The sequence below is a fragment of the Jeotgalibacillus marinus genome (assembly GCF_040801915.1).
Classification (GTDB): Bacteria; Bacillota; Bacilli; order Bacillales; family Jeotgalibacillaceae; genus Jeotgalibacillus; species Jeotgalibacillus marinus.
Genome location: NZ_JBFMIA010000001.1, coordinates 317,176 through 340,351 on the forward strand (window position 1 = coordinate 317,176; position 23,176 = coordinate 340,351).

Genomic DNA, 23,176 nt, shown 5'->3' on the forward strand with positions numbered 1-23,176 from the left:
CTTACTCTTAAATGAGGGATTTTCTGATGAGTACGCTAACTCCTTTTGGAGCGTATGCTGCAATCTTGGCTCCAGGTTCATTGATCGTAATCCAACCTAAACCGGAGAAAACCACATCCATTTTTTCATCCTTTATGGAAAATTCATGACGGACTAATTCTGGAAAGCTCTCTAAGTCCTCTAAGCGTGGAGGCGATAACATCTCACCGCGATGACGATCATATAAATCGTCCGCTTTTTCTAATTTTGTCCTGTGAAGTTCAAGTTCATTTGAAAAATAGCAGGTAAATGACTTTCTTCCTCCACTGATATAATCAAATCGAGCCAACCCACCAATGAATAATGATTGTTCTTCATTTAATTGAAAAATCTTTGGTTTCATTTCTTTTCTTGGCATCACATGTTTCAAATCTTTCTTGTTTACAACATGGGCCATTTGGTCACGATTAATAATACCAGGTGTATCGATAATGGCTTGTCCGTCATCGAGTGGAATTTCTATCATATCAAGTGTGGTGCCAGGGAATTGAGACGTTGTAATGACATCACCTTCACCCGTAACCTCTTTAATAATACGATTGATAAATGTCGATTTCCCAACATTCGTACAACCAACAATATAAACATCTCGACCTTTACGATATTTTTCAATCGTGGCAAGCGCTTCTGTAATATGATGACCTTTTTCAGCGCTACAAAGAAGAACATCGACAGGCTTAAGCCCTAGCTGCTTTGCTTCATACTTCATCCAATTAATCAACTTATTTGGCTTCACTGACTTTGGTAAAATGTCGGATTTGTTTCCAATTAACAAGACAGGGTTTTTGCCTACAAAACGGTGTAATCCATTTAAAAAGCTTCCGTTGAAATCAACAATATCAACCACCTTTACAATAAGTGCATCGACTTGTCCCAATCCATTTAAAATTTTCAAGAAGTCATCATCTGTCAACGCGACATCTTGCACCTCGTTGTAATGTTTTAATCGGAAACAACGCTGACAAATCACTTGTTCTTTTTCTAAGCTTGATGGTGGAGCATAGCCAATACCTTCTTTATCAACTGTTTGAATCATAACTCCGCAACCAATACAGGTAACGTTCATTTCACTCACTGTTTATCCTCCCATTGGATCATATTCTTTCGCTTGAAAAATTTTAGCAATCTTCGTTCTATCATGCGATTTATTCGAGTAAAAAACCCATCTGTTTTCGCAACAGGTACTACTAAAATGGTATAAAGATTATTCCGATTTCCACCTAATACATCAGTCAATAGCTGATCACCAATAACAACGGTTTCTTCCGTTTTAACCTTCATATCTTTAATCGCTCGTCTAAAGGCACGACCCATAGGCTTTCTTGCATTATAGATAAACGGTACACCAATTGGGTCCGAGAAGGCCGCTACACGAAGCTGATTATTATTTGACACAATGGTGACAAGGATTTCATTTTTTTGCATTGATTCGATCCATTCCATCAAACGAGGTGTAGCATTTTTACGATCCCATTCAACCAATGTATTATCTAAGTCTGTAATTATGGCTTTTATACCCTGATTTTTAAGTTTCTCAGGAGAAATGTCAAAAATACTGTCGACATATTCATTTGGCAAAAATAATTTAATCAACTTGACTCACCTCATTTAGTTTTAAATACTAATAATACAGTATCCTACAAAGGATATCAAAACACAATTAAATAATAAGAAAGGTGATAATCGTTCGACAAATTTAGTCATTCTCCCAATCTGTGGATAACTCCATAATCCCCCAATCCTTTGAGGCATATAGGCTGATGAGAGATATCTACAGGTTTCACACAGAATATCCACCGACCGCTGTGGATAACAGAACGCTTGTTCTTTGAATAACGGTCTGATAATCTAAATGTACATTCTTTGAAACAATTATAAGTAAAAGGAGATCTAACAATGGACAACCTACCATTACACTTACTAATTGAAGCACTAAATGAAGCAGAGAAACTAAATCTATCAGCCGATTTTATTAACTTGATAAAAGATTCGATTGATAGAAAAAACATACCAATATCAGGATCAGTTTAATTATTCATCATTTCTGAAGCGAGCAATTTCCTCACCCATTCGAATTAAACCTGATTTTTTTGTCAGCTCGATTGTATCTTTTTCGACTACCATAATAACAGTGGAGCCAAAACGAAATAAGCCAACCTCTTCTCCCTGTTTCCACCGATCACCTGTGTTTGTCAAATGAATAGAATTGACAAACATTGCCCCAACCTTTACAAATGCCATTTTCCCTCTTTTTGTGAAGAGCTCGGTTATCATTCGGTAGTTTTTAGATAGCGGTCTGTCTCCTAATGAGAGTCCGAATTTATTCACAGGGTATGAGGTACGTCCAAAAATCCACTGCCTACCTACTTCCGCATTCACTGGACTGTGGATTCGATGATAGTTCGCCGGGCTTAAATACAAGATAAACACAGCGCCACCTGTAAAAACTTCTGCGTATTCTTTACTTCCTAGCAGCTCCTCTAACTTGTAACGAAGGCCTTTTACGATGTATTCATCTTCTGCAGAGATCTTACCTGCATACTCAATGGTACCGTCAACTGGACTAGTAAGGACATTGGGATCTGTATTGATTGGTCTACTCTCTTTTACTACTTGGCGCGTAAAAAAATCTTGTAGTGATTGAAAGCCATTTTGCGGTGTAATCCATTCATTATCTGAAATCGAAAAAACCTTTTTATACGAATGAATCACGTGTTTGCTTAAGGAAGAGGTAGTAAAACTCTTTAATAGCAATGAGCTCGCCTTTCCATTAGTCAATTCAATTAATTTTTGGTAAACAAAACGTTTCACTTAATGAACCTCCAATAATCTTGTAATAAATGGACTTAACAACATGTAACAAAAAGGGTACAATGGTGTATGATAACTGTTATAAGGAGGACCCCCGTGTCATTTTTGCAAGTAATTGATGTTACCTTTAAAAAGATTAAATCCCAAACAGCGAATGTACTCACGCTATCAAACTTAGCGCTGGGTGGATTTGCAGCATTATATACAACATCAGGTCAACTTTCCTTAGCAGCTCTTCTTATTTTCATTGCTGCATTTATGGACCGTTTTGACGGCATGGCTGCTAGAAAATTAGGAATTGAGTCTGATTTAGGGAAACAGCTTGATTCAATGAGCGACCTAGTTTCATTTGGAGTCGCGCCAGCACTACTTATTTATCATGGTCTCTTACATGACTTTGGTGCAAGTGGAATGATTCTTACTATTTTTTATATCGGTTGTGGCGCCTATCGACTTGCACGCTTTAATACGAAACAGAACTCTTCTTATTTTGAAGGATTACCGATTACTGCTGCGGGTTGCCTATTAACCTTGAGTTTTTTGGCACAATCACTATTACCAATAACCACACACATCACGATTATTTTCATTTTATCCTTGATGATGGTAAGTCCTTTAAAAGTTAAAAAAATGTAATCTAGTCAGTAGCCAATTCACTCAGAATTGGCTACTGTTATGATAACTTTTAGATTCAGAATAATCTAACGGCGCGATAACCAATGAAAATCATGTAATTTATTCTCCATGTAAAAGTTAAGGTGTCATTAAGCGTTTTAGATTCATTCGTGGTCAAAAGTATTCAAATTATAAAACCACTGCTCAAAAACTAGGACGCTTTCTCAATACAAGCAGATTTAACAAACCCTCTCCAAATGACTAATTTCTCCCTTTATGAATCCCTGTTGCTCCAAAACGCCACACGCTGATTTCATGTGGACTAGCAAGTATTAACGACCCTTCTCATATAGTTTAATAAACAAGAGAAGGAGGGTCAAACATTGTCAAGTATACTGTTCGCTTTACTCATGGCACTTGGAGACAGCACCTCGTTAATGGGCTATTTCAAGCAAAACGCGTTTCCTCAACCTCTTTCAAAGGAAAAAGAAAAAGAAATGATCCAACGAACATTAGACGGCGATGACGAAGCTAGAAAAGTGTTAATTGAACATAATTTGCGTCTTGTTGCTCACATTGTGAAAAAGTTTGAAAACACAGGAGAGTCAAACGAAGATTTAATTTCTATCGGCACCATCGGATTGATTAAAGCGATTGAAAGCTACTCGTTTGAAAAAGGAACAAAGCTTGCAACGTATGCCGCAAGATGCATCGAAAATGAAATCCTAATGTTTTTACGCTCACTCAAAAAAGTTAAAAAAGATGTGTCGTTAAATGATCCTATCGGTGAAGACAAAGACGGCAATGCCATCAGCCTCATCGATGTATTGCGCGGCGAGGAAGATGAACTTGATCAACTTATTCATAATAAAATGAATCAAGAAAAAGTAAGAACGTTTATTCAATCACTTGATCCGAGAGAAAAAGATGTTATCACACAGCGCTTCGGATTGAATGGATTAGAAGAAAAAACGCAGCGGGAAATAGCCAAAGAGCTAGGCATTTCAAGGAGCTACGTTTCAAGAATTGAAAAAAGAGCATTAATGAAGCTTTTCCAAGAATTTTCTCAATCCGAACGCACAAATGGTGAATAAAACGATTGTCATTTCATTCTTAGATTGTTGTTTCCGTTAATCCCTCAATAATTGATAAAACGAGATTTGCTGAATTTACTGCTGCTTTTTCTAGGTATTGATCAAATGAAAGATCTGATTCCTTTCCAGCGATATCCGACAATGAACGAATGATGACAAATGGTTTGTTATATTGATAAGCGACTTGTGCAATTGCCGCGGCTTCCATTTCAAGCGCTTGAAGATTGGTAAATTTATCACGCAGTACTTCTACTTTCACAGGGTCATTCATAAACGAATCTCCTGTTGCGATGAGTCCACTAACGACCCTAATTCCTTCAATACTTGCTGCTTGGTGAACGGCAAGCTGTTGCAAAGAAGAATGCGCAAGAAACGCTGCAGGAAGCTGTGGCACCTGTCCATATTCATAACCAAATGCGGTTACATCGACGTCATGATGGCGAACTTCAGTAGAAATCACGATATCCCCTACATTCAATGATGGCTCAAATCCTCCAGCAGAACCCGTATTAATAATAAGATCAGGTTGGTAACGTTCCATTAAAATAGTTGACGTCATTGCAGCATTAACTTTTCCTATCCCACTTTTCAGAAGAACTACTTCGAACCCCTTCAGTTTTCCAACAGTGAATTCACTGTTTGCAACCTTTTCTGTTTGGGCGTCTTCAATCGTAGAACGTAAAAGTGCAACCTCTTCTTCCATCGCACCAATAATAGCAACTTTCATGGTAATCCCTCATTTCATCAAATTCGTCAAAACTTCTTTGACTTTATCATAGCAATCTCAAAATTTCAATTTTTCCTTTTGCAACTACATGGTACAATGAATCCGTAAACGTATAGAGGAGGAATTGTTTCATGTCATTTCAAGTTGAAATGCTACAAGATAAAGTAGAATTTTATGACGCTCATACATTAAAAGACCTTGAAAAAAAGATCCAAACTCAAATCGAACATAATCAAGCCATTTTACTGCGTGTGCATTCTGTTTCACATAACGTAACCATCGACGATAATGGAAGACCTTACTTCACTGCGGTTGTACATTATAAAGCAAAATAACAGGGTTGGCATCTGAGCCAACCCTGTTATTTGATAAACTATGACTACGCACCAGGTTCTAATTCTTTTCCACCTTTACTGGTTTCCATCCTTTTTGATCAACCCATTCAAGGTACACTTTATATTCAGTATCTAGATCATCAAAACTAGAGACGGTACCAACAGATTTGTGAGGACTGTTTTCATGATTCCCAATAAACAGAATCAACATATTGCTCTCTTCAATTCCAGTTGCGTATGAAATCGCCTTCACTTTTTCTTCCCAATCCACTGAATTTTCGTCATAGGATGATACGTGTTCGCCAGTTTGGGTTGTTCCGATTGGTTCCCATGATCCATTTACGGACTCATCTTCACCTGTTGCAGAATCATTAGCTGCTTCTTGAGCTTCTCGTTCTTCTTTATCAACTTCATTGTCAGTCAAAGAATTTGCCTCTTCACCATCGCTATCTTTACCTTCTAAAGCCTCATCTGGTTCTAAAGAAGCTAGATGTTGTTCAGCAAGTGTTTGCTCATCATCATTGTCTGATGATCCTATATTTGTTTTATCATTATTAAAAAAGATTATTGAACCGACAATGACGATTAGACCTAAAACAACTGCAATCGATGAATTAAGAACTAAATTCGCTTTACGTTTCTTATTTCGAGACTTAAGTCTTGAATGTTGATCTTTTGCCATCTTTCATCTCTCCTATTAAAGGTTGTCAGCGTACAACAACAGAATCTCAACTAGCATATCAGATCACTCCCCAAGTTGCACAAGTGACTTCAATCCTTTTAAAAACTAGGTAAGGAGACCTGCATACCTAAATAGACGTATGATGACTACTATAAGTTTCAAAAAGCTCCAGGTGGTTTTTTCACCTAGAGCCTTGGGAAGGGCTACATAAACCCACTATCCATTTTTGTATTATGTTATTGATACAATCTTTACATCCATGTCGCCACCTGGAGTTTGAACTTTAACTTGATCGCCAACTATTTTACCTAATAGGCTTTTTGCGATTGGTGAGTCGTTTGAGATCCGTCCTTCAAATGGATCTGCTTCAGCACTACCAACGATTGTGTACTCCTCTTCATCACCGTTAGGTAGCTCTTGGAATGTAACCGTTTTACCAAGTCCCACTACGCCATCCATCGAACCATCTTCTTCAATAATTTTCGCATTGCGTACCATTGCATCTAAAGTCGAAATACGTCCTTCAACGAATGCTTGCTCTTCTTTTGCAGAATCGTATTCAGAGTTCTCTGACAAATCACCGAAACTTCGAGCAATCTTAATACGCTCTACTACTTCTTTACGTTTTACAGATTTAAGTTGTTCTAGTTCGTGCTCTAGCTTCTCTTTCCCAGCTTTGGTCATTGGAAATACTTTTTCTTTAGCCAAAATCCTTCACTCCTTTGAATGCATGAGAACCAAATCACTTCTTAGTCATGCTATGTGTTCATTACCCCTTTTATGAAGTAAGTTAAAAAAAGGATACGCATGTAATCCTCTTTATTGTCTTTGCTATCATATTACACAATTGACTTTTGTTCAAGAATCGTTTGAATTTTCGTTACCATCAAGTCGATAGCGACATGATTTTGTCCACCTTCTGGGATGATGATGTCAGCATATCGTTTCGTCGGTTCAATAAACTGATTATGCATTGGGCGTACGACGTTTATATATTGATCTACAACAGAATCAATTGTGCGTCCGCGTTCGTTAATATCTCGTAACAAACGGCGAATAATACGTAAATCCGAATCAGTGTCTACATAAAGCTTAATATCCATTAGGTTACGCAAGCGCTCATCTTCTAACACAAGAATACCTTCTAGGATAATAACATCTTTCGGTTCTACTGGAATTGTCTGTTGTGCTCGTGTATGAACCGTATAGTCATAAACGGGCTTATCAATTGCCTTGCGCTCTTTAAGCGTCAAAATGTGTTCGATAAGAAGATCGTTATCGAACGCCAAAGGATGATCGTAATTCGTTGCTAATCTCTCTTCATACGGAATATTACTTTGGTCTTTATAATAATAATCCTGTTCGATCATTGCGATTGAGTGGCCTTGAAAAAAGTCATAAATCGCTTTTGTTACAGATGTTTTTCCGGATCCTGATCCACCGGTTACCCCAATCACTACTGGTTTTTTTCTCATGGTCTAGAGACGAGCTCCTTCCTCATCATGTTGTTCGGACGCAATGGATGATCCACTTTAAACTGAATGATTTGTAATGGATGACGTGCAGCATCTAATTCGTTACCGTCTTCATCCCATATTTCTCCAATGATTTGAGTGAAATTTTCCATACCTGGACCAAAAAATTCAACTTCTTGACCTGGTTTAAAATGATTACGCTGTTGTAGTGTAACCATTTGTGTTTCTTTATTGTAATCAAGCACAAGACCAGCGAAATCAAATGTTGTTTTCTTCCCATGAATACCAAACATTTGCTGCTTGTAACCTGGTTTACCTTCAAAAAACGCAGTAGCCGTATCTCGGTTTGCACATTTATCAAGCTCATCTAGCCATTCTTGCTTAATTTTAAAGTTTTCCGGATCAGCGCAGTAAGCATCGATAACTTTACGGTATACACTCACAACGGTTGCTACGTAATGAATCGATTTCATTCGTCCTTCTACTTTTAAGCTGTCAATTCCAACTTCGATCATACGTGGTATGGATTCAATTAGTTTTAAATCTTTCGGGCTCATGGCGAATGGTGCATCTTCATCGCTGTATAAAGCTTTTTCTTCTTCACCGTCAACTTCATACAAATCATAATCCCAACGGCAAGATTGACAACAGCCTCCACGGTTTGAATCACGTGCAGTCATATGATTGCTTAAGACACAGCGACCGCTATAAGCAATACACATCGCGCCGTGTATAAAAGACTCTATCTCGATGTCTACTTTTTCTTTCATTTCTTGAATTTCGTCACCACTCGTTTCACGAGCTAAAACCACACGGTGGAGACCCTCTTCTTTCCAGAACTTTACTGCTTTCCAGTTTGACAGGGATTGTTGTGTGCTTAAATGAACTTCAACACCAGGTGCTACACGTTGGCATGTTTCAATAATTAGTGGATCTGCTACGATAATACCGGCTACACCAGCAGATGCGATTCCTCGTAAATATTCTTCTAAACCGTCGATATTCTCATTGTGCGCAAAAATATTTGTTGTTACATATATTTTCGCTCCATACTTTTTAGCAAAGTCTACTCCTGCTTTCATTTCTTCCCATGTGAAATTTCCAGCATTTGAACGCAGACCATATTCTTGTCCACCAATAAAAACGGCATCGGCTCCGTAATGAACTGCTATTTTTAGCTTTTCAAGGTTACCGGCTGGCGCTAATAATTCAGGCTTCTTCACGATTACGCGTTTGCCATCTATGATTTTTGAAATTTTATCATTCATTGTTGTCATCATCGTTCCTCCTTTCTTAATAGACGGTTTCTTTAAAGAAAAATCCTGTATCGAGTGGACGATGCGGCTGTTGAAGTTCTTCAATTTTTTCAAGCCATTGATCTTTTTGATCCTCATACGTATCTGGATCTTCGACACACACATCGATCGCTTTTCGGTAAAGTTCCGTTACAGTTGTAACATATTCAGGCGTTTGAAGAATCCCTTCAATTTTAAAGGAATCTACACCCGCTTCAATCATTTCTTGAAGTTCATCAATGATGCACATGTCATTCGGGCTCATAATATGAGTGCCATTTTCATCCTCAAAAATAGGATATTTATTACTGCGTTCAACATCATGCAAAAGCATATTTTTTTGAACTTTACGATTTTCAATTTCAAGAGCTTTACCTTGGTAAAGGAAATAGTTCCCAAGTAATGCCCGCTTTGATTGGAACATACATGTCATGCCATGTACTTGAATTTCAATTTCCACCTCTGCATTTTCTTTCATATCAATGATTGACTCCATGGAAAGTTCTCTTGCTAGCACAGCACGTCTTGCACCACGGCGCCCCCAGTAATTACATGTGTAGTAATTTGTGGCTGTTGTTTCAGTATTCCAGTGTAGCGGAAGATCTGGAGTTGATTCACGTGCTGCCATTAAAACGGCTGGATCACCAAATATCACGGCATCAGCTCCTGCTTCTTCGCAAAACAATAAATAGTCATTTAATTCATTTACTTTATCATTGTGAAAAACGGCATTTACTGCGATATAAACTTTCTTTCCGTATCCATGAGCTATTTCAATCGCTTGTTTGCACTCGTCTCTCGTAAATTCTCCCGCCAAACGAAGTCCATACCGTTGTTCTCCGATCAAAAATGCATCGGCACCAGAGATTGAAAGTTCTTTGACATGCGCTACAGAAAATGGTGTTACGAGTAATTCTGGTTTCTTCATCCTGTCACCTCTTTTTACTAATAGCCAAACCGTCGCCAACTGGCAAAATAACGGTTTGATAATTTTTATTGTTCATCAACCATTGATTATATCGATCTAATTTACGTAAAAGCTGCTTAACGTTACGGCTCAGTTCTGGCGTTGGATCTGCAACTAATCCTTTAAATAAAACATTGTCTGTGTAAATGACCCCATTCTTTGTAAGTAATGATTCATAGAGCTCAAAAAATCGACCGTATTGGCTTTTGGCTGCATCGATAAAAATGGCATCGTATTGACCAAATGCTTCTACTTGTTCTTTGACATCGAGCGCATCCCCGTAAATCACATGTACTCGGTCTTTAAAAACTGAGCGCCCGATAAACGATTTAGCTTGATTTAATCGATTTTCATCTCTATCAATTGTCACAATTTCAGTATGAGGAAGTGCATCCGCCATACGTAATGCAGAATAGCCTATCGCCGTTCCCACTTCTAATATACGTGCAGGTTGTTGAAACCTGAGCCATTGTAATAAAACTTCTATCCCGTCTAGCTCCATAATCGGAACATTTTCATCTTTCGCAAAAAGTTCCATCTCCATCAATAATGCTGGGCGGTCATCATACAACTTCTCTATATAATCATGAAGCTTACCGTTCATCTTAGATCCCGCCTTTTTATCGTTACGAGTTGCATAAAAAAGAGCGCCCACATCGTAGCCGCCTGACATGAAAAGAAGAAAGCTTAAATTAGCTTTCCACTACGACCCACTTTATGAAGTACGCATAAAAATACTTGTCCTATTTTAACATAAATGAAGGAGGAAAGTGAACAATCTTTCCTCCAAACACCATTTCTACTTCATTTTTATTCTTCACTATCTGCTTTTTCTTCATTTTTACTGTAAATATAGAGTTCTGCTTTACGCTCATGCTCTTCCAGTGATTCAGAGTAGTAAACCTCTCCGTCTTCCGCACCAGCTAAGAAATAGAGATAGTCTGATCCTTTAGGATCAAGCGTAGCCTCAATGGACTCCAGTCCTGGAGCAGAGATCGGTCCTGGCGGTAATCCAGTATGCTTATACGTATTGTAAGGATGATCGATTTCTAAATCTTCATAAACTACACGGTCTTTCCATTCACCTAGCGCGTATAACACCGTTGGATCTGTTTGCAAGGGCATTTCCTCCTCTAGACGATTATAAAAAACACCTGCAATCATTCGACGATCAGTTGATGCGGTTGCTTCTACTTCTAAAAGCGAAGCGAATGTCAATACTTCATGAACGTTTAATTCTTTCATCGAATCTAAAAAAGGAGTAACTTCATTATTCATTTCATCGACCATTTGACTGATCATATCCTGAAGGGACGGATTCTCTTCATAAAAAGGATAAGTCTTTGGGAACAAATAACCTTCCAAAGGATAGCGGACGTTTTCCTGTACTACTTCATCTGTGATCAATTCAGGATATGTTTGCTGTAAAGAAGCAATAAAATCAGCATCTGATACTGTCTCCATAAATTGTTCTTCTGTATAGTCTGTTTTATCTGCAACAAGCTCACCGATTTTTTCGAGCCTTAGCCCTTCCGGAATGGTTATACTAAAAAGTGGTTCATGGTACGCCTTTCCTGATTTAAGACTTTCCGTGATTTCTTCCAGAGTCATAGATTGAGTAAGCTCATAAATACCCGCTTGGAAATCTGATTCATTGTTAAATTTTAAATAATATTTAAACACTCGCGCATCCTTAACAATATCATGTTCCGCTAATGTCGAAGTTATTGAATCTACGGATGATCCAACAGGAATTTCCACAGTCACAGGTGTATCATTTTTAGCATCCACTGGTTTTAAAGCAGATGAGATATACCAGTATCCTCCTACACTAATGCCAATAAATAAAAATACTACTACCATCATGGATACAAATACAATTTTTCTCACAAGTTTAGCTTCCTTTTTTCGTTCTTGTAAATTGTGAATCCATTGCTCAAATCTAGATCGGTTCTCGTTCAAACAATTTCCCTCCACTATAAAACAGCAACCTCAAGTAGCCGAATTTCTACAATATTTCTTATATAGATACATTATACAACAAAAAGACGTACAGGCAACCTTCACCTGTACGTCTTATGTTAAGGAAAAGTATGTCATTTAGCCTCAGTAGCCTCGATGGTTTAGGTACCATGACCAGTAGACAAAAAGTCAAATTTGTGCCTTATTGTCGTGGCTCGTCAAGACACTTTCGCTTTAGTGATTACTCTTGTCCTTCTTCCTCTTCATCTAAGAAAGTATTCAACATTTCCTCGATCATATCCCATTCTTCTTCTGATTCAATCGGCTTAAGTTCGCCTTCTGCATTTTCCTCGTTTTGTTCAAAAGAAGATGCGTGAATTTCGATTTCTTCCTCTTCAGATTCACCAACTGGGAAGTAAAGTACGTATGATTTTTTAAATTCGTCTGAGTCGAATGTAAAAAGAACCTCACACAACACTTCGTTTCCTTGTTCATCAACTACTGTAATATTTTTTTCACCATGTTCCATTTTAGTCACCTCATCATTTCTGGCTATCTAAATAGCCTTGTAAAATCATTACTGCAGCCAGTTTATCAATGACTTTTTTTCGTTTACCGCGGCTGACGTCGGCTTCTAACAGCACACGTTCTGCTGCCATTGTGCTTAGGCGCTCATCCCATAGTTTTACGTTAACTTGAAGTTTTTTATACAACTTGTCCGCATAAAGCTGACAAGCTTCACCACGGGGACCTATTGTGTTGTTCATATTCTTTGGTAAGCCGACAACGATTGTTGTAACTTCATGCTGATCAACTAACTCCTTAATTCGCTTAAATCCTAATTGACCGCCTTTCTCGTCAATTTTGATTATTTCGATTCCTTGAGCAGTCCAGCCTAAAGCATCACTGATCGCTACACCAACCGTTTTCGTGCCGACATCCAATCCCATTACGCGCATGTTAGTTTTCCTCTTTGTGTTGTTGTAAATAAAACTTCACAAGCTCCTCAATGATTTCATCACGCTCAAGCTTACGAACAATATTCCGTGCATCTTGATGTCGCGGAATGTAGGCAGGGTCGCCAGATAAAAGATACCCTACAATTTGGTTGATAGGATTGTACCCTTTCCCCTCCAAGGCTTCAAATAATTGGATAAGAACATGTTGTACTTCTTTATCCATCGATTCATCCCCGAAGTCGAATCGCATCGTTTTGTCAAATGAGCTCATCTTCAACACCTCACTCCGGAACAGTTTACCTATTCCTGTTGTCCATCACACTTTTTATTGTACACCAGTTTTCGTAAGAATCAAACGGATTTAACCCATTCTGGCACAAAACGGAGTGCTTCTTCTACTTTCTGAGGATCTTTTCCGCCCGCCTGTGCCATATCCGGGCGACCACCGCCACCGCCACCGCAGCGTATTGCTACTTCTTTGACTAGTTTCCCCGCATGGAACCCTCTATCAATTAAGTCTTTTGTTACACCTGCAATGATTTGAACTTTATCACCTTGGACAGCGATAAGAACAAGTACTCCTGAGCCTAATTTATTCTTGATATCGTCCGCCATCGTGCGAAGACCGTTCATATCTGCCACCTGTACTTTTTCTGCTAATACAGATACTCCATCAATAATCTGTACGCGGTCAATGATACTGCTAGCCTCAATGTTTGACATTTTTGCGTGCAAGGATTCATTTTCACGTTGAACATCTTTTACTTCAGCCTGCAATGCTTGTATACGTGCTACGATTTCGCGTGGGTTTGTTTTTAGCGATTGAGCTGATTGACGAAGAAGATTAACTTGCTCATTCATATAGCGATAAGCCGCCTCTCCTGTTACAGCTTCAATACGACGAGTCCCTGCTCCGATTCCTGCTTCTGAGACGATACGGAACAAACCAATAGCAGCTGTATTATTGACATGGCAACCACCACATAGTTCTAGACTGTAACCGCCAATTGAGACAACGCGAACTTCAGATCCATATTTTTCACCAAATAATGCCATTGCACCCATTGCCTTTGCTTCATCAATCGATTTGATTGCAGTATCGACTGAGAAACTGTTCCAAATCTTTTCGTTGACGATTTCTTCGATTCTTTCAAGTTCTTCAGGTTGAACTTGTCCAAAATGAGTAAAGTCAAAGCGTAAGCGATCTTTTTGAACTAATGATCCGGCTTGGTTTACATGGTCGCCTAAAACATCTTTTAGCGCTTGATGTAATAAATGAGTAGCAGTGTGGTTTTTTGTAATCTGGTTACGAGAGGCAGATTCAACGCTTGCAGTAATCACATCTCCTCTTTTTAACAAACCTGATTCAACAGTAGCTGTATGAATATTTTGACCGTTTGGCGCTTTTTTCACATCAGTAACGGTCAACTTCACACCATTATTAATCAGCGTTCCTTTATCACCAATTTGTCCGCCGCTTTCAGCATAAAAAGGTGTTTCGGATAAAATCAGTTGTACTTCGTCACCAGCCGTTACTTCTTCAACCATCGCTTGATTGCGAATCAATACGTCAACCATCGTATCATGTGATAATTGGTCATATCCGACAAATTTACTTTCAACTTTGATGTCGCCAAGAAAACCACCTTGTACTTGCATCGAACCACTCTCTTGTCTTGCAGCACGAGCACGCGTTCTTTGTGCGTTCATTTCTTCTTCAAAGCCAGCATGATCAACTGTTAAGCCCTTCTCATCTGCATACTCTTCGGTAAGCTCTACTGGGAAGCCAAACGTATCGTATAAACGGAACACATCTTTTCCTGCAACAGTTCCAGTACCGTCTTCTTTTGCTTTTGTCATCAGCGCAGACAAAATGGTCAGACCATCGTTCAATGTTTCATGAAAACGTTCTTCTTCTGTTTTAATGACTTTACGAATGAAGTCTTCTTTCTTTTTAACTTCAGGATAAAAGTCAATCATAATATTTGCTACAACCGGAACTAGATCATGCATAAACGGGCGGTCGATTCCAATTTGTTTTGCATAACGAACAGCTCGGCGTAACAATCTTCTAAGTACATAACCTCGTCCTTCGTTTGATGGCAAAGCACCATCGCCAATCGCAAATGACACCGTACGTACGTGGTCAGCGATTACTTTAAAAGCGATATCTTTATCTGGTGACTGTTGGTAACGGTGACCTGAGATCTCTTCTGTGGATTGAATAATTGGCATAAATAAATCGGTTTCAAAGTTTGTTGGCACATCTTGAACCACACATGTCATACGTTCAAGACCCATACCTGTATCAATGTTTTTCTTCGGTAGAGGTGTGTATGTGTGATCTGCATTGTGATTGAACTGTGAAAAGACTAGGTTCCAGATTTCTAAATAACGGTCATTTTCTCCTCCTGGATAAAGTTCAGAATCAGTGATATCTGAACCATATTCGCTCCCACGATCATAAAAGATTTCTGAGTTTGGTCCACTCGGGCCTTCACCGATATCCCAGAAGTTTCCTTCCAAACGAATAATACGTTCTTCAGGCACGCCCACTTTATCTTTCCAAATAGAAAATGCTTCATGGTCTTCAGGATGAATGGTTACTGAAAGCTTATCCGCTTCAAATCCAATCCATTTAGGAGAGGTAAGAAATTCCCATGCCCATTCAATCGCCTCTTCTTTAAAATAATCACCGATCGAAAAGTTTCCAAGCATTTCGAAGAATGTGTGATGGCGAGCTGTTTTTCCGACGTTTTCAATATCATTTGTTCGAATTGATTTTTGTGCATTTACGATCCTTGGGTTTTGAGGGATGACACGCCCATCAAAATATTTTTTCAGTGTTGCAACCCCACTATTAATCCAAAGTAATGATGGGTCTTCATGCGGGACTAACGAAGCACTAGGCTCCACATCATGCCCTTTGTCTTTAAAGAAATCCAAAAACATTTGTCTGATTTCTGCGCCTGTCCATTTTTGCATATCATTTCCTCCTTCATGTTAACTCTTTTATGGGTCCAAGAAAACACAAAAAAGCCCTCATCCCCATACAGGGACGAGAGCTAACTCGCGGTACCACCCTGGTTATGAGTAAAAACGTTCTACCCATCACTTTGAGCGCCTTAACGCGGCGTACGGCAGAGTTTATCTGCACTCCGGACTAGCTTTCCATTACCCTTCATCCAAACTCCATTTCAGCCATGTGGAATTCTCTCTTTGCAAAAACGCGAATGGGTGTAATGTACTCTTTCCATCTTCGAGTTACACTTTTTTTCCTACAGAAATTATAGAAAGGAATGTGTTATTTGTCAATTCGTTGTTGACGTGGTTCGACTAAAAATACATGAATGACAATCGACGCAACCATATATAAAGGAACCACTAAGATTAAACCAGCCATTCCAGCTATTTCTCCACCTATAAGCAGTAAAATCATGATCATGACAGGATGAATATGGACGCTGTTCCCCAAAATCCACGGCGATAACAAGTGGCTTTCTACCATCTGTATTACAAACGCTACAACAATCACCCACACAATCATGTTTCCCGAAATAGTACTTGCAACGAGAACAGCCGGTAGCGAACCAATAACAGGTCCAATATATGGGATAACATTAAATATCCCCATAATACCTGCTAGTGGAAAAGCGTATGGAATGTTGATTAAAAATAATGCAACAAACGATAGCACAGCAACCGACAAGCTCAACCATAACTGTCCGCGGATATAGCCTCCTAAACGTTGATCTAATTCATGTGAAAACTCCAACGCTTGTTTTTTTCGTCTGGCAGGTACAAATCGCATGAATACACGTCCGATTATCAGGCGGTCTTTTACCAAATAAAATGCCATAAAAGGGGTCAGTGATAAAGCAATAATCCATTTAAATGAACCATCAAGCCCTCCCATCGCGTTCTCCACACGTTTTTCCAACTTGTATGAAAATCGTTCGATTGATTCTATGATCATTTCTCTTAGTGGTGCTGGCATTTGTGACAGCCAACCATTCACCATATGGTTCCAATCGGAAAATTGCTCAGTCAACGTGGGAAGGTGCTGCATAAAATGTCGCCACTCTTTAATTAAAGCTGGTACTCCCCATTGAACAAGCGCTCCTAGTAGGCCAAATAAGACGATAAATACAATCCATACGGCTAAACGATTGGAGCACTTTGCTTTAATTAATAAATGAATAAATGGGAGCAGTAAATAAGCTAGCAATACGCTGAAAAAAAGTGGAACTGCAGCTAGCCAAACTCCTCCCAAAAGTGGTTTTATTACTGGCCAAAGTAAATAAACAAACCACCCACTTGCGAGCAACAATAAAAGCATTACAAATCGTATCAACCATTTTTTTGTTACAGAATCCATTTTCGTTCGCCCGAAAGCTCTGTTTCATAAAATAAGTCATTTAAACAGTCGATTGAACCGTCTTCTGCAATTTCATATAATGTGAGCTTTCCACGGTACACTAAAAATTCGATGCAACAATGGCGACAGTAATAATGCTTTGTGCCAATTTTTCCGATATCACGATGGTTACAGCATGGGCAATTCATCGAGACGCCTCCAATACACATTGTCGTGTTTTGTTTTATCTCAATCGTTGCCCATTATTCATCTTCTTATTCGCCTACCTTGATCTTCCATGAAATCATAAGGGGTGATGCCTTCCATGCCGATCATTGGATCAACAGACACCAAAGAAACCGTTTCATTTAAAGGCTCTATCGATTCAACTCCCCCATCACCCTCAACTACTTGCTCCAATTTTTGACGAAGGGTTGTCAAGCGCATTAAATCATCTTTTCTCTCCACACCAAACCGAAAAGCATCTTCTTCCCCACACATAATTAAAAAGCGTTTACTACGAGTGATTGCCGTATACAATAAGTTCCGACGTAGCATGCGATAATAGCTTTTTACGACAGGTAATATAACAATCGGAAATTCACTACCTTGTGATTTATGTATTGAACAGCAAAAAGCATGGGTCACTTGATGTAAATCTTGTCTAGTATAAGTCACTTCAACCCCATCATACGATACAAGGAGCATATCTTGTTTTTCCGTATTTTCTTTTGCATAAAAAATCGAAATAACTTCCCCCATATCACCATTAAAAACATGACTCTCTGGTTGATTCACAAGTTGGAGAATTTTGTCCCCAATTCGATATGTGACATCTCCCCATTTAAGTTCCTTTCTGGATCCATCTTTATTCGGGTTCATCAACTCTTGTAAGAGTTGATTTAACCGATCAATGCCCGCTGGACCTCGGTACATCGGTGCAAGCACCTGAATGTCTTTTGATGAATAGCCTTTGGCGATGGCGTTGTTGACAATTTTGCCCACCACTTCTTCCATTTGGTCTGCTCGACAAGGAAAAAAAGATCGATCTGGTCGCTTCTGGCGTAAATTTTGAGGCAGTTGACCTTGTTTCATTTGGTGGGCAAGCTCAATAATCGAGGATCCTTCTTCTTGACGATAAATATCTGTTAAATGAACGGTAGGTACTACTTTTGAGTTAAGTAGATCCTGTAACACTTGCCCAGGTCCAACCGATGGCAACTGGTCTTGGTCGCCTACTAAGATTACCTGCATCGTCTCTGGAACGGCTTGTAAGAGTTGATGGGCAAGCCATGTATCGACCATCGACATTTCATCAATAATGAGTAGCCTTCCTTTAATTAAACGTTCATCATCATCTTCCATTTCTTCCTGGCCTGTGAACCCTAATAAACGATGAATTGTCATCGCTTTTAAGCCAGTTGATTCTGACATTCGTTTAGCTGCTCTTCCAGTCGGAGCCGCGAGGACGATCGGAAACGGTTCTTCATTGCTATATTGATCAAGATCTAGCGAAAGTCCATGCAGCTCTGCATATAACTCAACAATTCCTTTAATAACTGTCGTTTTACCCGTACCAGGCCCTCCTGTGAGAATCATTAAAGGTGATGTGAGCGCTTTTTGAATGGCTTCTTTTTGAGAAGGTGCATAGGACACATCAATTCTCTCTTCAAGATCACCAAGCGCAAGCAAAAATTCCGATTCTGGAAATTGATCTTCATATTCTTTATGTGATAACAGGTGCTGTATATTTGTTACAAGTCCTTTTTCAGAAAAATAAAGGGACGGCATGTATATCCGCTTGTCTTCTCCAATAATCTTGCCTTCTTCATCGAGTTTTAAGAGCTGACTAGCAATATCGCTGTACTCAATGTTTTCTGCCTGATGCTTTAGTAGAAGCTCTTTTACTTTTACTAGTAAATCCTTGGAGTCTGCATATACATGTCCTTCTTGAAGAGAAGTTTGCTGGAGGCAATAAAGACAGGCTGCTTTGATTCGATCTGGATGTTTTCCAGACAATCCGAGGTGTCGGCCTAATTCATCCGCTTTTCCAAAGCCTACTCCTTCAACTTCATACACAAGCTGATAAGGATTTTTCTGCAAAATTTCAAGTGTTGTTTCTTGATACAGTTGATAGATTTTCATCGAAAGCTGCGGTCCAAATCCCCAATCGCTTAAATGAACCATTACCCGCTCAAGCCCCTGATGTTCAATCAACACATCATAGATATGCTTCGCTTTGTCACTTGAAAGCTTCGGCACATTCTGTAATACCGTTTCATTTTCCATGATTTTCGAAATGGCTTTTTCTCCAAGCGTATCAACAATCTTCTCGGCTGTTTTCTTTCCAACACCTTGAAAGAGATCGCTGGACAAATAATGAACGATGCCTTGTTTTGTTTGAGGAATATCTTTTTTAAAACGAGTGGCGAGAAATTGCATCCCAAACCGAGGATGTTCTTTAAAGTTCCCGTGAAAAACATAGGTGTCTTCTTCTTGCATTTTTGGAAAATGACCGGTCACAACGGCTTCTTTCTCCTCGTTAGTCGTATTCGTTTCTTCCACACGAACACGCACGACAGAATACATATTGTCTTCGTTATGAAAGATTGTGACGATATGACGACCTTTGATATACGGTTCTTCTTCGTTAAATAAATCCATCGATTCGGTAGCCATCCATGCGCTCCTCCTTCACAATCAACTGTTGGAATCTAACGCTTGTTTCATAATCTCTTTGCCGTTTAGCGCTAAGTAATGGTCTGGTTGCGCCAAAATAGCTTGTTCAAAACATGCGAGTGCTTTCGTAGCATTTTCTTCAAACCCTGCGTAAGCAACACCTAAATTGTATAAAGCATCCGCATGATTTGGTTGAAGATCTACAGCTTTTTGAAGTTGTTCAATTGCTTCTTCACCGATTTCAAGGTGTGCGAGTGCAAGTCCGTATTGAAAATAGGCTTCTGCATCTTCCTCAGATAGTTCTACTGCTCGCTGTAAATACGGCAGTGCCAACTTTACTTTGTCTTCATTCATAAAAGACAGCCCAAGCATGAAATATGCATCGGACTCTGTCACACCTTTTGAGATTGATTTTTCATATAAAGTGGCACTTTCACTGAAACGTTCAGCATTGTAATACAAGTTAGCCAAAGCGTAATAAGCAAGTCCGGCTTCTTCATCTAAGGTAATCGCTTTTTGGAAAAATCGCTCTGCTTTTTCAGTTTCGTTAAATTGCGCAAGCACATTTCCGAAATTAATATACGCCGCTGTGTCAGTTGGATTTTCTTCAATTGCTTTATTTAATAGATCAACAGCTTCTTCGTACTGTCCATCTTGAAGTTTTTGGATTGCTTGTTCGTTTAAATTTGTCATAAATACCACTCCTATAGTTGGTTCTATATTAATAGTTGATTCAAAGTATACCATAGCTTCACTTCAAATTAGACAGCAAAAAACCGGAACAAGCAAGCATTTATTCATCATCGTCACACCTATTTCTATAAGTGTGACGACCGAAAATAAATACCACTTATTCCGATTAGTTAGCCAACATATAAAAGTTGTTTTTGATCTTTGTAAATTTTATCAATGGTTGCTCCACCTAAGCACTCGTCACCATTGTAAAAAACAACAGCTTGTCCAGGTGTCACAGCACGTATTGGTTGATCAAAGACCACTTCGACTTCTCCACTTTCTTTCACGTGTACCGTCACATTGTCGTCTGGTTGACGATAGCGGAACTTTGCTGTGCATGTGAATGTTGTCGGGACTGGTTTATTTGACGTCCAGCTAATGTCAGTCGCTGTAATAGAATCCGAGTAAAGTGCTTCGTGATCAAACCCCTGTCCGACAAACAACTCGTTTTTCTCAAGATCTTTACCGAGAACAAACCATGGTTCCCCTGAGCCGCCGATTCCAAGACCATGTCGTTGACCAATTGTGTAATACATTAGTCCATCATGATTACCGACTTTTTTACCATCCATCGTTACCATCATTCCAGGTTGTGCTGGCAAGTATTGACCAAGGAATTCTTTAAAATTACGTTCACCGATAAAGCATATGCCTGTGCTGTCTTTTTTCGTTGCGGTAGCGAGACCAGCTTCTTGTGCAATTTTACGCACTTCTTTTTTTTCAATATTGCCTATTGGGAACATGACTTTGGACAACTGATCTTGTGTCAGTTGATTCAAGAAGTACGTTTGATCCTTGTTGTCATCTATTCCACGAAGCATTTTCACCTCACCATCGCGTTCTACAACTTGTGCATAGTGACCTGTCGCAAGATAATCTGCACCAAGCTTTAGGGCATGATCTAAAAACGCATTAAACTTAATTTCTTTATTACACATCACATCAGGATTTGGTGTTCTACCTGCTTTGTATTCTTCTAAAAAGTAGGTGAACACTTTATCCCAATATTGTTTTTCGAAATTCACTGCATAATACGGGATACCGATTTGATTACACACGCGAATGACATCATTGTAATCTTCAGTAGCTGTACACATTCCCGTATCATCCGTGTCATCCCAGTTTTTCATAAAAATCCCGATCACGTCATAGCCTTGCTGTTTCAGCAATAACGCTGCAACAGAAGAATCAACGCCACCAGACATCCCTACAACCACACGTGTTTCTTCCGGTGATTTTTTCATTTATTTCCACCACTTTATCTTATTATTTCACTGGCTTTATGCTAATGTACGAGTCGTTTCACAATCTTAGCTAGTTCGTCAGCAATTTTGTGAGCGTCCTCAATCGTATTCCCGCGACCAAAGCTAATCCGAATCGAATTCCGTAAACGTTCATCTCCTTGCCCAAACATAGCAACAAGGACATGAGACGGCTCGATTGAACCAGCAGTACATGCGGAACCACTTGATACTGCTATTCCTGCCATGTCAAGGTTCACGAGCATTGCTTCAACATCGACACCAAAGATGCTTAAGTTTAGCACATGGGGAAGCCCATGCTCAAGTGAACCGTTTATGCGATACATCACACCTCGTTCATCCAAACGACCGAGAAGATTATTTCTTATTTCTAAAAGTTCTTCTCGCTTTTTTTTACGCCCTGTTTGCGCTAGCTCAGTTGCTTTTGCAAGTGCCGCGATAGATGCAATGTTTTCGGTTCCCGCTCGACGTTTTCGTTCTTGTTCACCACCTAATAGATGTGGAGACAATAAGGTACCTTTTTTCACATAAAGAAAACCAACACCTTTAGGTCCGTTAATTTTATGCGCTGATACCGATAACAAATCCGCACCGATTTCTTGTACATTTACGTCCTCATAACCAAACGCTTGAACAGCATCTGTATGAAAGTATGCTTGATGAGATTTCAAACGATTGCCTATTTCATAAACCGGCTGAATCGAACCAACCTCATTGTTTGCAAACATAATCGTCACCAAAATCGTGTCATCTGTGAGCGCTTGTTCAAAATCATCCATCGAAATGCGCCCTGATTCGTCAACATCTAAAAACGTTACATTGAATCCCCTTTTCACAAGCTCTTCACACGGATGTAACACAGCATGATGTTCGATTTTCGTGGTAATAATATGGTTGCCTTTTTGTTTCATCGCTTCCACAACACCTGCTATCGCAAGGTTGTTTGCTTCTGTGCCGCCACTTGTAAATATAATCTCATTAAAGTGTGCGCCGATACTTTTGGCAATAGATGTTCTTGCTTCATCTAAAAACTGGCGTGATCTACGACCGACTGCATGAATACTCGATGCATTTCCAAAGTGATCGGTCAAAATGTCGGTCATGACCTGAACCACTTGCGGATGCACAGGAGTAGTCGCTGCGTGGTCAGCATATAGTTGCTTCACAATAATTCCCTCCGCT

At 39.3% G+C, this 23,176-nt stretch carries 25 protein-coding genes; 4 read left to right on the forward strand and 21 right to left on the reverse strand.

All coding sequences use genetic code 11. The features are described from left to right. Positions 1-7: 7 nt before the first annotated feature. Together yqeH and AB1471_RS01680 are read right to left on the reverse strand one after the other, a co-directional pair. A complete protein-coding gene (gene yqeH, locus AB1471_RS01675) occupies positions 8-1,105 on the reverse strand; it encodes a ribosome biogenesis GTPase YqeH (RefSeq protein WP_437342321.1) in 1,098 nt (365 codons plus the stop codon). 5 nt (positions 1,106-1,110) lie between these two features. Next, a complete protein-coding gene (locus AB1471_RS01680) occupies positions 1,111-1,632 on the reverse strand; it encodes a YqeG family HAD IIIA-type phosphatase (RefSeq protein WP_367777795.1) in 522 nt (173 codons plus the stop codon). A gap of 303 nt (positions 1,633-1,935) precedes the next feature. Between AB1471_RS01680 and sda the strand changes: the two genes are divergently transcribed. Then, positions 1,936-2,070: a sporulation histidine kinase inhibitor Sda gene (sda, locus tag AB1471_RS01685; RefSeq protein ID WP_367777796.1), complete on the forward strand. Its 135-nt coding sequence runs from the start codon at positions 1,936-1,938 to the stop codon at positions 2,068-2,070. On the opposite strand, the gene AB1471_RS01690 is transcribed toward sda, so the two are convergent. Beyond that, positions 2,071-2,850, reverse strand: coding sequence for a phosphatidylserine decarboxylase (locus AB1471_RS01690; RefSeq protein ID WP_367777797.1), 780 nt, complete (start codon positions 2,848-2,850; stop codon positions 2,071-2,073). Positions 2,851-2,919: 69 nt separating this feature from the next. On the opposite strand from AB1471_RS01690, the gene pssA reads away from it, so the two are divergent. Both pssA and sigK read left to right on the forward strand, forming a co-directional pair. After that, complete coding sequence (pssA, locus tag AB1471_RS01695) at positions 2,920-3,486, forward strand: CDP-diacylglycerol--serine O-phosphatidyltransferase (protein ID WP_367777798.1); 567 nt, start codon at positions 2,920-2,922, stop codon at positions 3,484-3,486. Between the two features lie 362 nt (positions 3,487-3,848). Further along, the gene (gene sigK / locus AB1471_RS01700) at positions 3,849-4,559 is read left to right on the forward strand and encodes an RNA polymerase sporulation sigma factor SigK (protein WP_367777799.1); all 711 of its coding nucleotides are present in this window, start codon (positions 3,849-3,851) and stop codon (positions 4,557-4,559) included. Positions 4,560-4,578: 19 nt separating this feature from the next. On the opposite strand, the gene mtnN is transcribed toward sigK, so the two are convergent. After that, positions 4,579-5,286: a 5'-methylthioadenosine/S-adenosylhomocysteine nucleosidase gene (gene mtnN, locus AB1471_RS01705; protein WP_367777800.1), complete on the reverse strand. Its 708-nt coding sequence runs from the start codon at positions 5,284-5,286 to the stop codon at positions 4,579-4,581. A gap of 131 nt (positions 5,287-5,417) precedes the next feature. Here mtnN and AB1471_RS01710 point away from each other — a divergent pair, with 131 nt between their 5' ends. Next, positions 5,418-5,621 carry a DUF2536 family protein gene (locus AB1471_RS01710; RefSeq protein WP_367777801.1) on the forward strand — a complete coding sequence of 68 codons (204 nt, stop codon included), beginning with the start codon at positions 5,418-5,420 and terminating at the stop codon, positions 5,619-5,621. 58 nt (positions 5,622-5,679) lie between these two features. On the opposite strand, the gene AB1471_RS01715 is transcribed toward AB1471_RS01710, so the two are convergent. From AB1471_RS01715 to AB1471_RS01795, 17 genes are all read right to left on the reverse strand, one after another. Further along, positions 5,680-6,303 (reverse strand): YrrS family protein, encoded by a 624-nt coding sequence (locus AB1471_RS01715; protein ID WP_367777802.1) that lies wholly within the window; start codon positions 6,301-6,303, stop codon positions 5,680-5,682. 231 nt (positions 6,304-6,534) lie between these two features. Then, positions 6,535-7,011, reverse strand: coding sequence for a transcription elongation factor GreA (greA, locus tag AB1471_RS01720; RefSeq protein WP_367777804.1), 477 nt, complete (start codon positions 7,009-7,011; stop codon positions 6,535-6,537). 131 nt (positions 7,012-7,142) lie between these two features. Further along, positions 7,143-7,778: a uridine kinase gene (gene udk, locus AB1471_RS01725; protein ID WP_367777805.1), complete on the reverse strand. Its 636-nt coding sequence runs from the start codon at positions 7,776-7,778 to the stop codon at positions 7,143-7,145. Then, positions 7,775-9,055 (reverse strand): peptidase U32 family protein, encoded by a 1,281-nt coding sequence (locus tag AB1471_RS01730; protein ID WP_367777806.1) that lies wholly within the window; start codon positions 9,053-9,055, stop codon positions 7,775-7,777. Before AB1471_RS01730 ends, udk begins: the two co-directional genes overlap by 4 nt. Positions 9,056-9,071: 16 nt before the next feature. Further along, a complete protein-coding gene (locus AB1471_RS01735; protein ID WP_367777807.1) occupies positions 9,072-10,001 on the reverse strand; it encodes a peptidase U32 family protein in 930 nt (309 codons plus the stop codon). 4 nt (positions 10,002-10,005) lie between these two features. Next, positions 10,006-10,644 (reverse strand): O-methyltransferase, encoded by a 639-nt coding sequence (locus tag AB1471_RS01740; RefSeq protein ID WP_367777808.1) that lies wholly within the window; start codon positions 10,642-10,644, stop codon positions 10,006-10,008. A 206-nt stretch (positions 10,645-10,850) separates the two neighbouring features. Continuing rightward, positions 10,851-12,002, reverse strand: a complete 1,152-nt coding sequence (gene mltG, locus AB1471_RS01745; RefSeq protein WP_367777810.1) for an endolytic transglycosylase MltG — start codon at positions 12,000-12,002, stop codon at positions 10,851-10,853. Between the two features lie 241 nt (positions 12,003-12,243). Next, complete coding sequence (locus AB1471_RS01750; protein ID WP_367777812.1) at positions 12,244-12,531, reverse strand: DUF1292 domain-containing protein; 288 nt, start codon at positions 12,529-12,531, stop codon at positions 12,244-12,246. A 13-nt stretch (positions 12,532-12,544) separates the two neighbouring features. Next, positions 12,545-12,961, reverse strand: a complete 417-nt coding sequence (ruvX, locus tag AB1471_RS01755) for a Holliday junction resolvase RuvX (RefSeq protein ID WP_367777813.1) — start codon at positions 12,959-12,961, stop codon at positions 12,545-12,547. A 1-nt stretch (position 12,962) separates the two neighbouring features. Continuing rightward, entirely contained in the window at positions 12,963-13,232 is a 270-nt protein-coding gene (locus tag AB1471_RS01760) for an IreB family regulatory phosphoprotein (RefSeq protein ID WP_367777815.1), read from the reverse strand. 80 nt (positions 13,233-13,312) lie between these two features. After that, complete coding sequence (alaS, locus tag AB1471_RS01765) at positions 13,313-15,946, reverse strand: alanine--tRNA ligase (RefSeq protein ID WP_367777816.1); 2,634 nt, start codon at positions 15,944-15,946, stop codon at positions 13,313-13,315. Positions 15,947-16,265: 319 nt separating this feature from the next. Then, a complete protein-coding gene (locus AB1471_RS01770) occupies positions 16,266-17,339 on the reverse strand; it encodes an AI-2E family transporter (protein ID WP_367777817.1) in 1,074 nt (357 codons plus the stop codon). Beyond that, positions 17,327-17,527 carry a YrzR-like zinc ribbon domain gene (locus AB1471_RS01775; protein WP_367777818.1) on the reverse strand — a complete coding sequence of 67 codons (201 nt, stop codon included), beginning with the start codon at positions 17,525-17,527 and terminating at the stop codon, positions 17,327-17,329. Before AB1471_RS01775 ends, AB1471_RS01770 begins: the two co-directional genes overlap by 13 nt. 58 nt (positions 17,528-17,585) lie before the next feature. Further along, the gene (gene recD2, locus AB1471_RS01780) at positions 17,586-19,997 is read right to left on the reverse strand and encodes an SF1B family DNA helicase RecD2 (protein WP_367777819.1); all 2,412 of its coding nucleotides are present in this window, start codon (positions 19,995-19,997) and stop codon (positions 17,586-17,588) included. A 21-nt stretch (positions 19,998-20,018) separates the two neighbouring features. Further along, a complete protein-coding gene (locus AB1471_RS01785) occupies positions 20,019-20,690 on the reverse strand; it encodes a tetratricopeptide repeat protein (RefSeq protein WP_367777821.1) in 672 nt (223 codons plus the stop codon). Positions 20,691-20,860: 170 nt separating this feature from the next. Beyond that, positions 20,861-21,976 carry a tRNA 2-thiouridine(34) synthase MnmA gene (gene mnmA, locus AB1471_RS01790; RefSeq protein ID WP_367777822.1) on the reverse strand — a complete coding sequence of 372 codons (1,116 nt, stop codon included), beginning with the start codon at positions 21,974-21,976 and terminating at the stop codon, positions 20,861-20,863. 41 nt (positions 21,977-22,017) lie between these two features. After that, positions 22,018-23,160 carry a cysteine desulfurase family protein gene (locus AB1471_RS01795; protein WP_367777824.1) on the reverse strand — a complete coding sequence of 381 codons (1,143 nt, stop codon included), beginning with the start codon at positions 23,158-23,160 and terminating at the stop codon, positions 22,018-22,020. Positions 23,161-23,176: the final 16 nt, after the last annotated feature.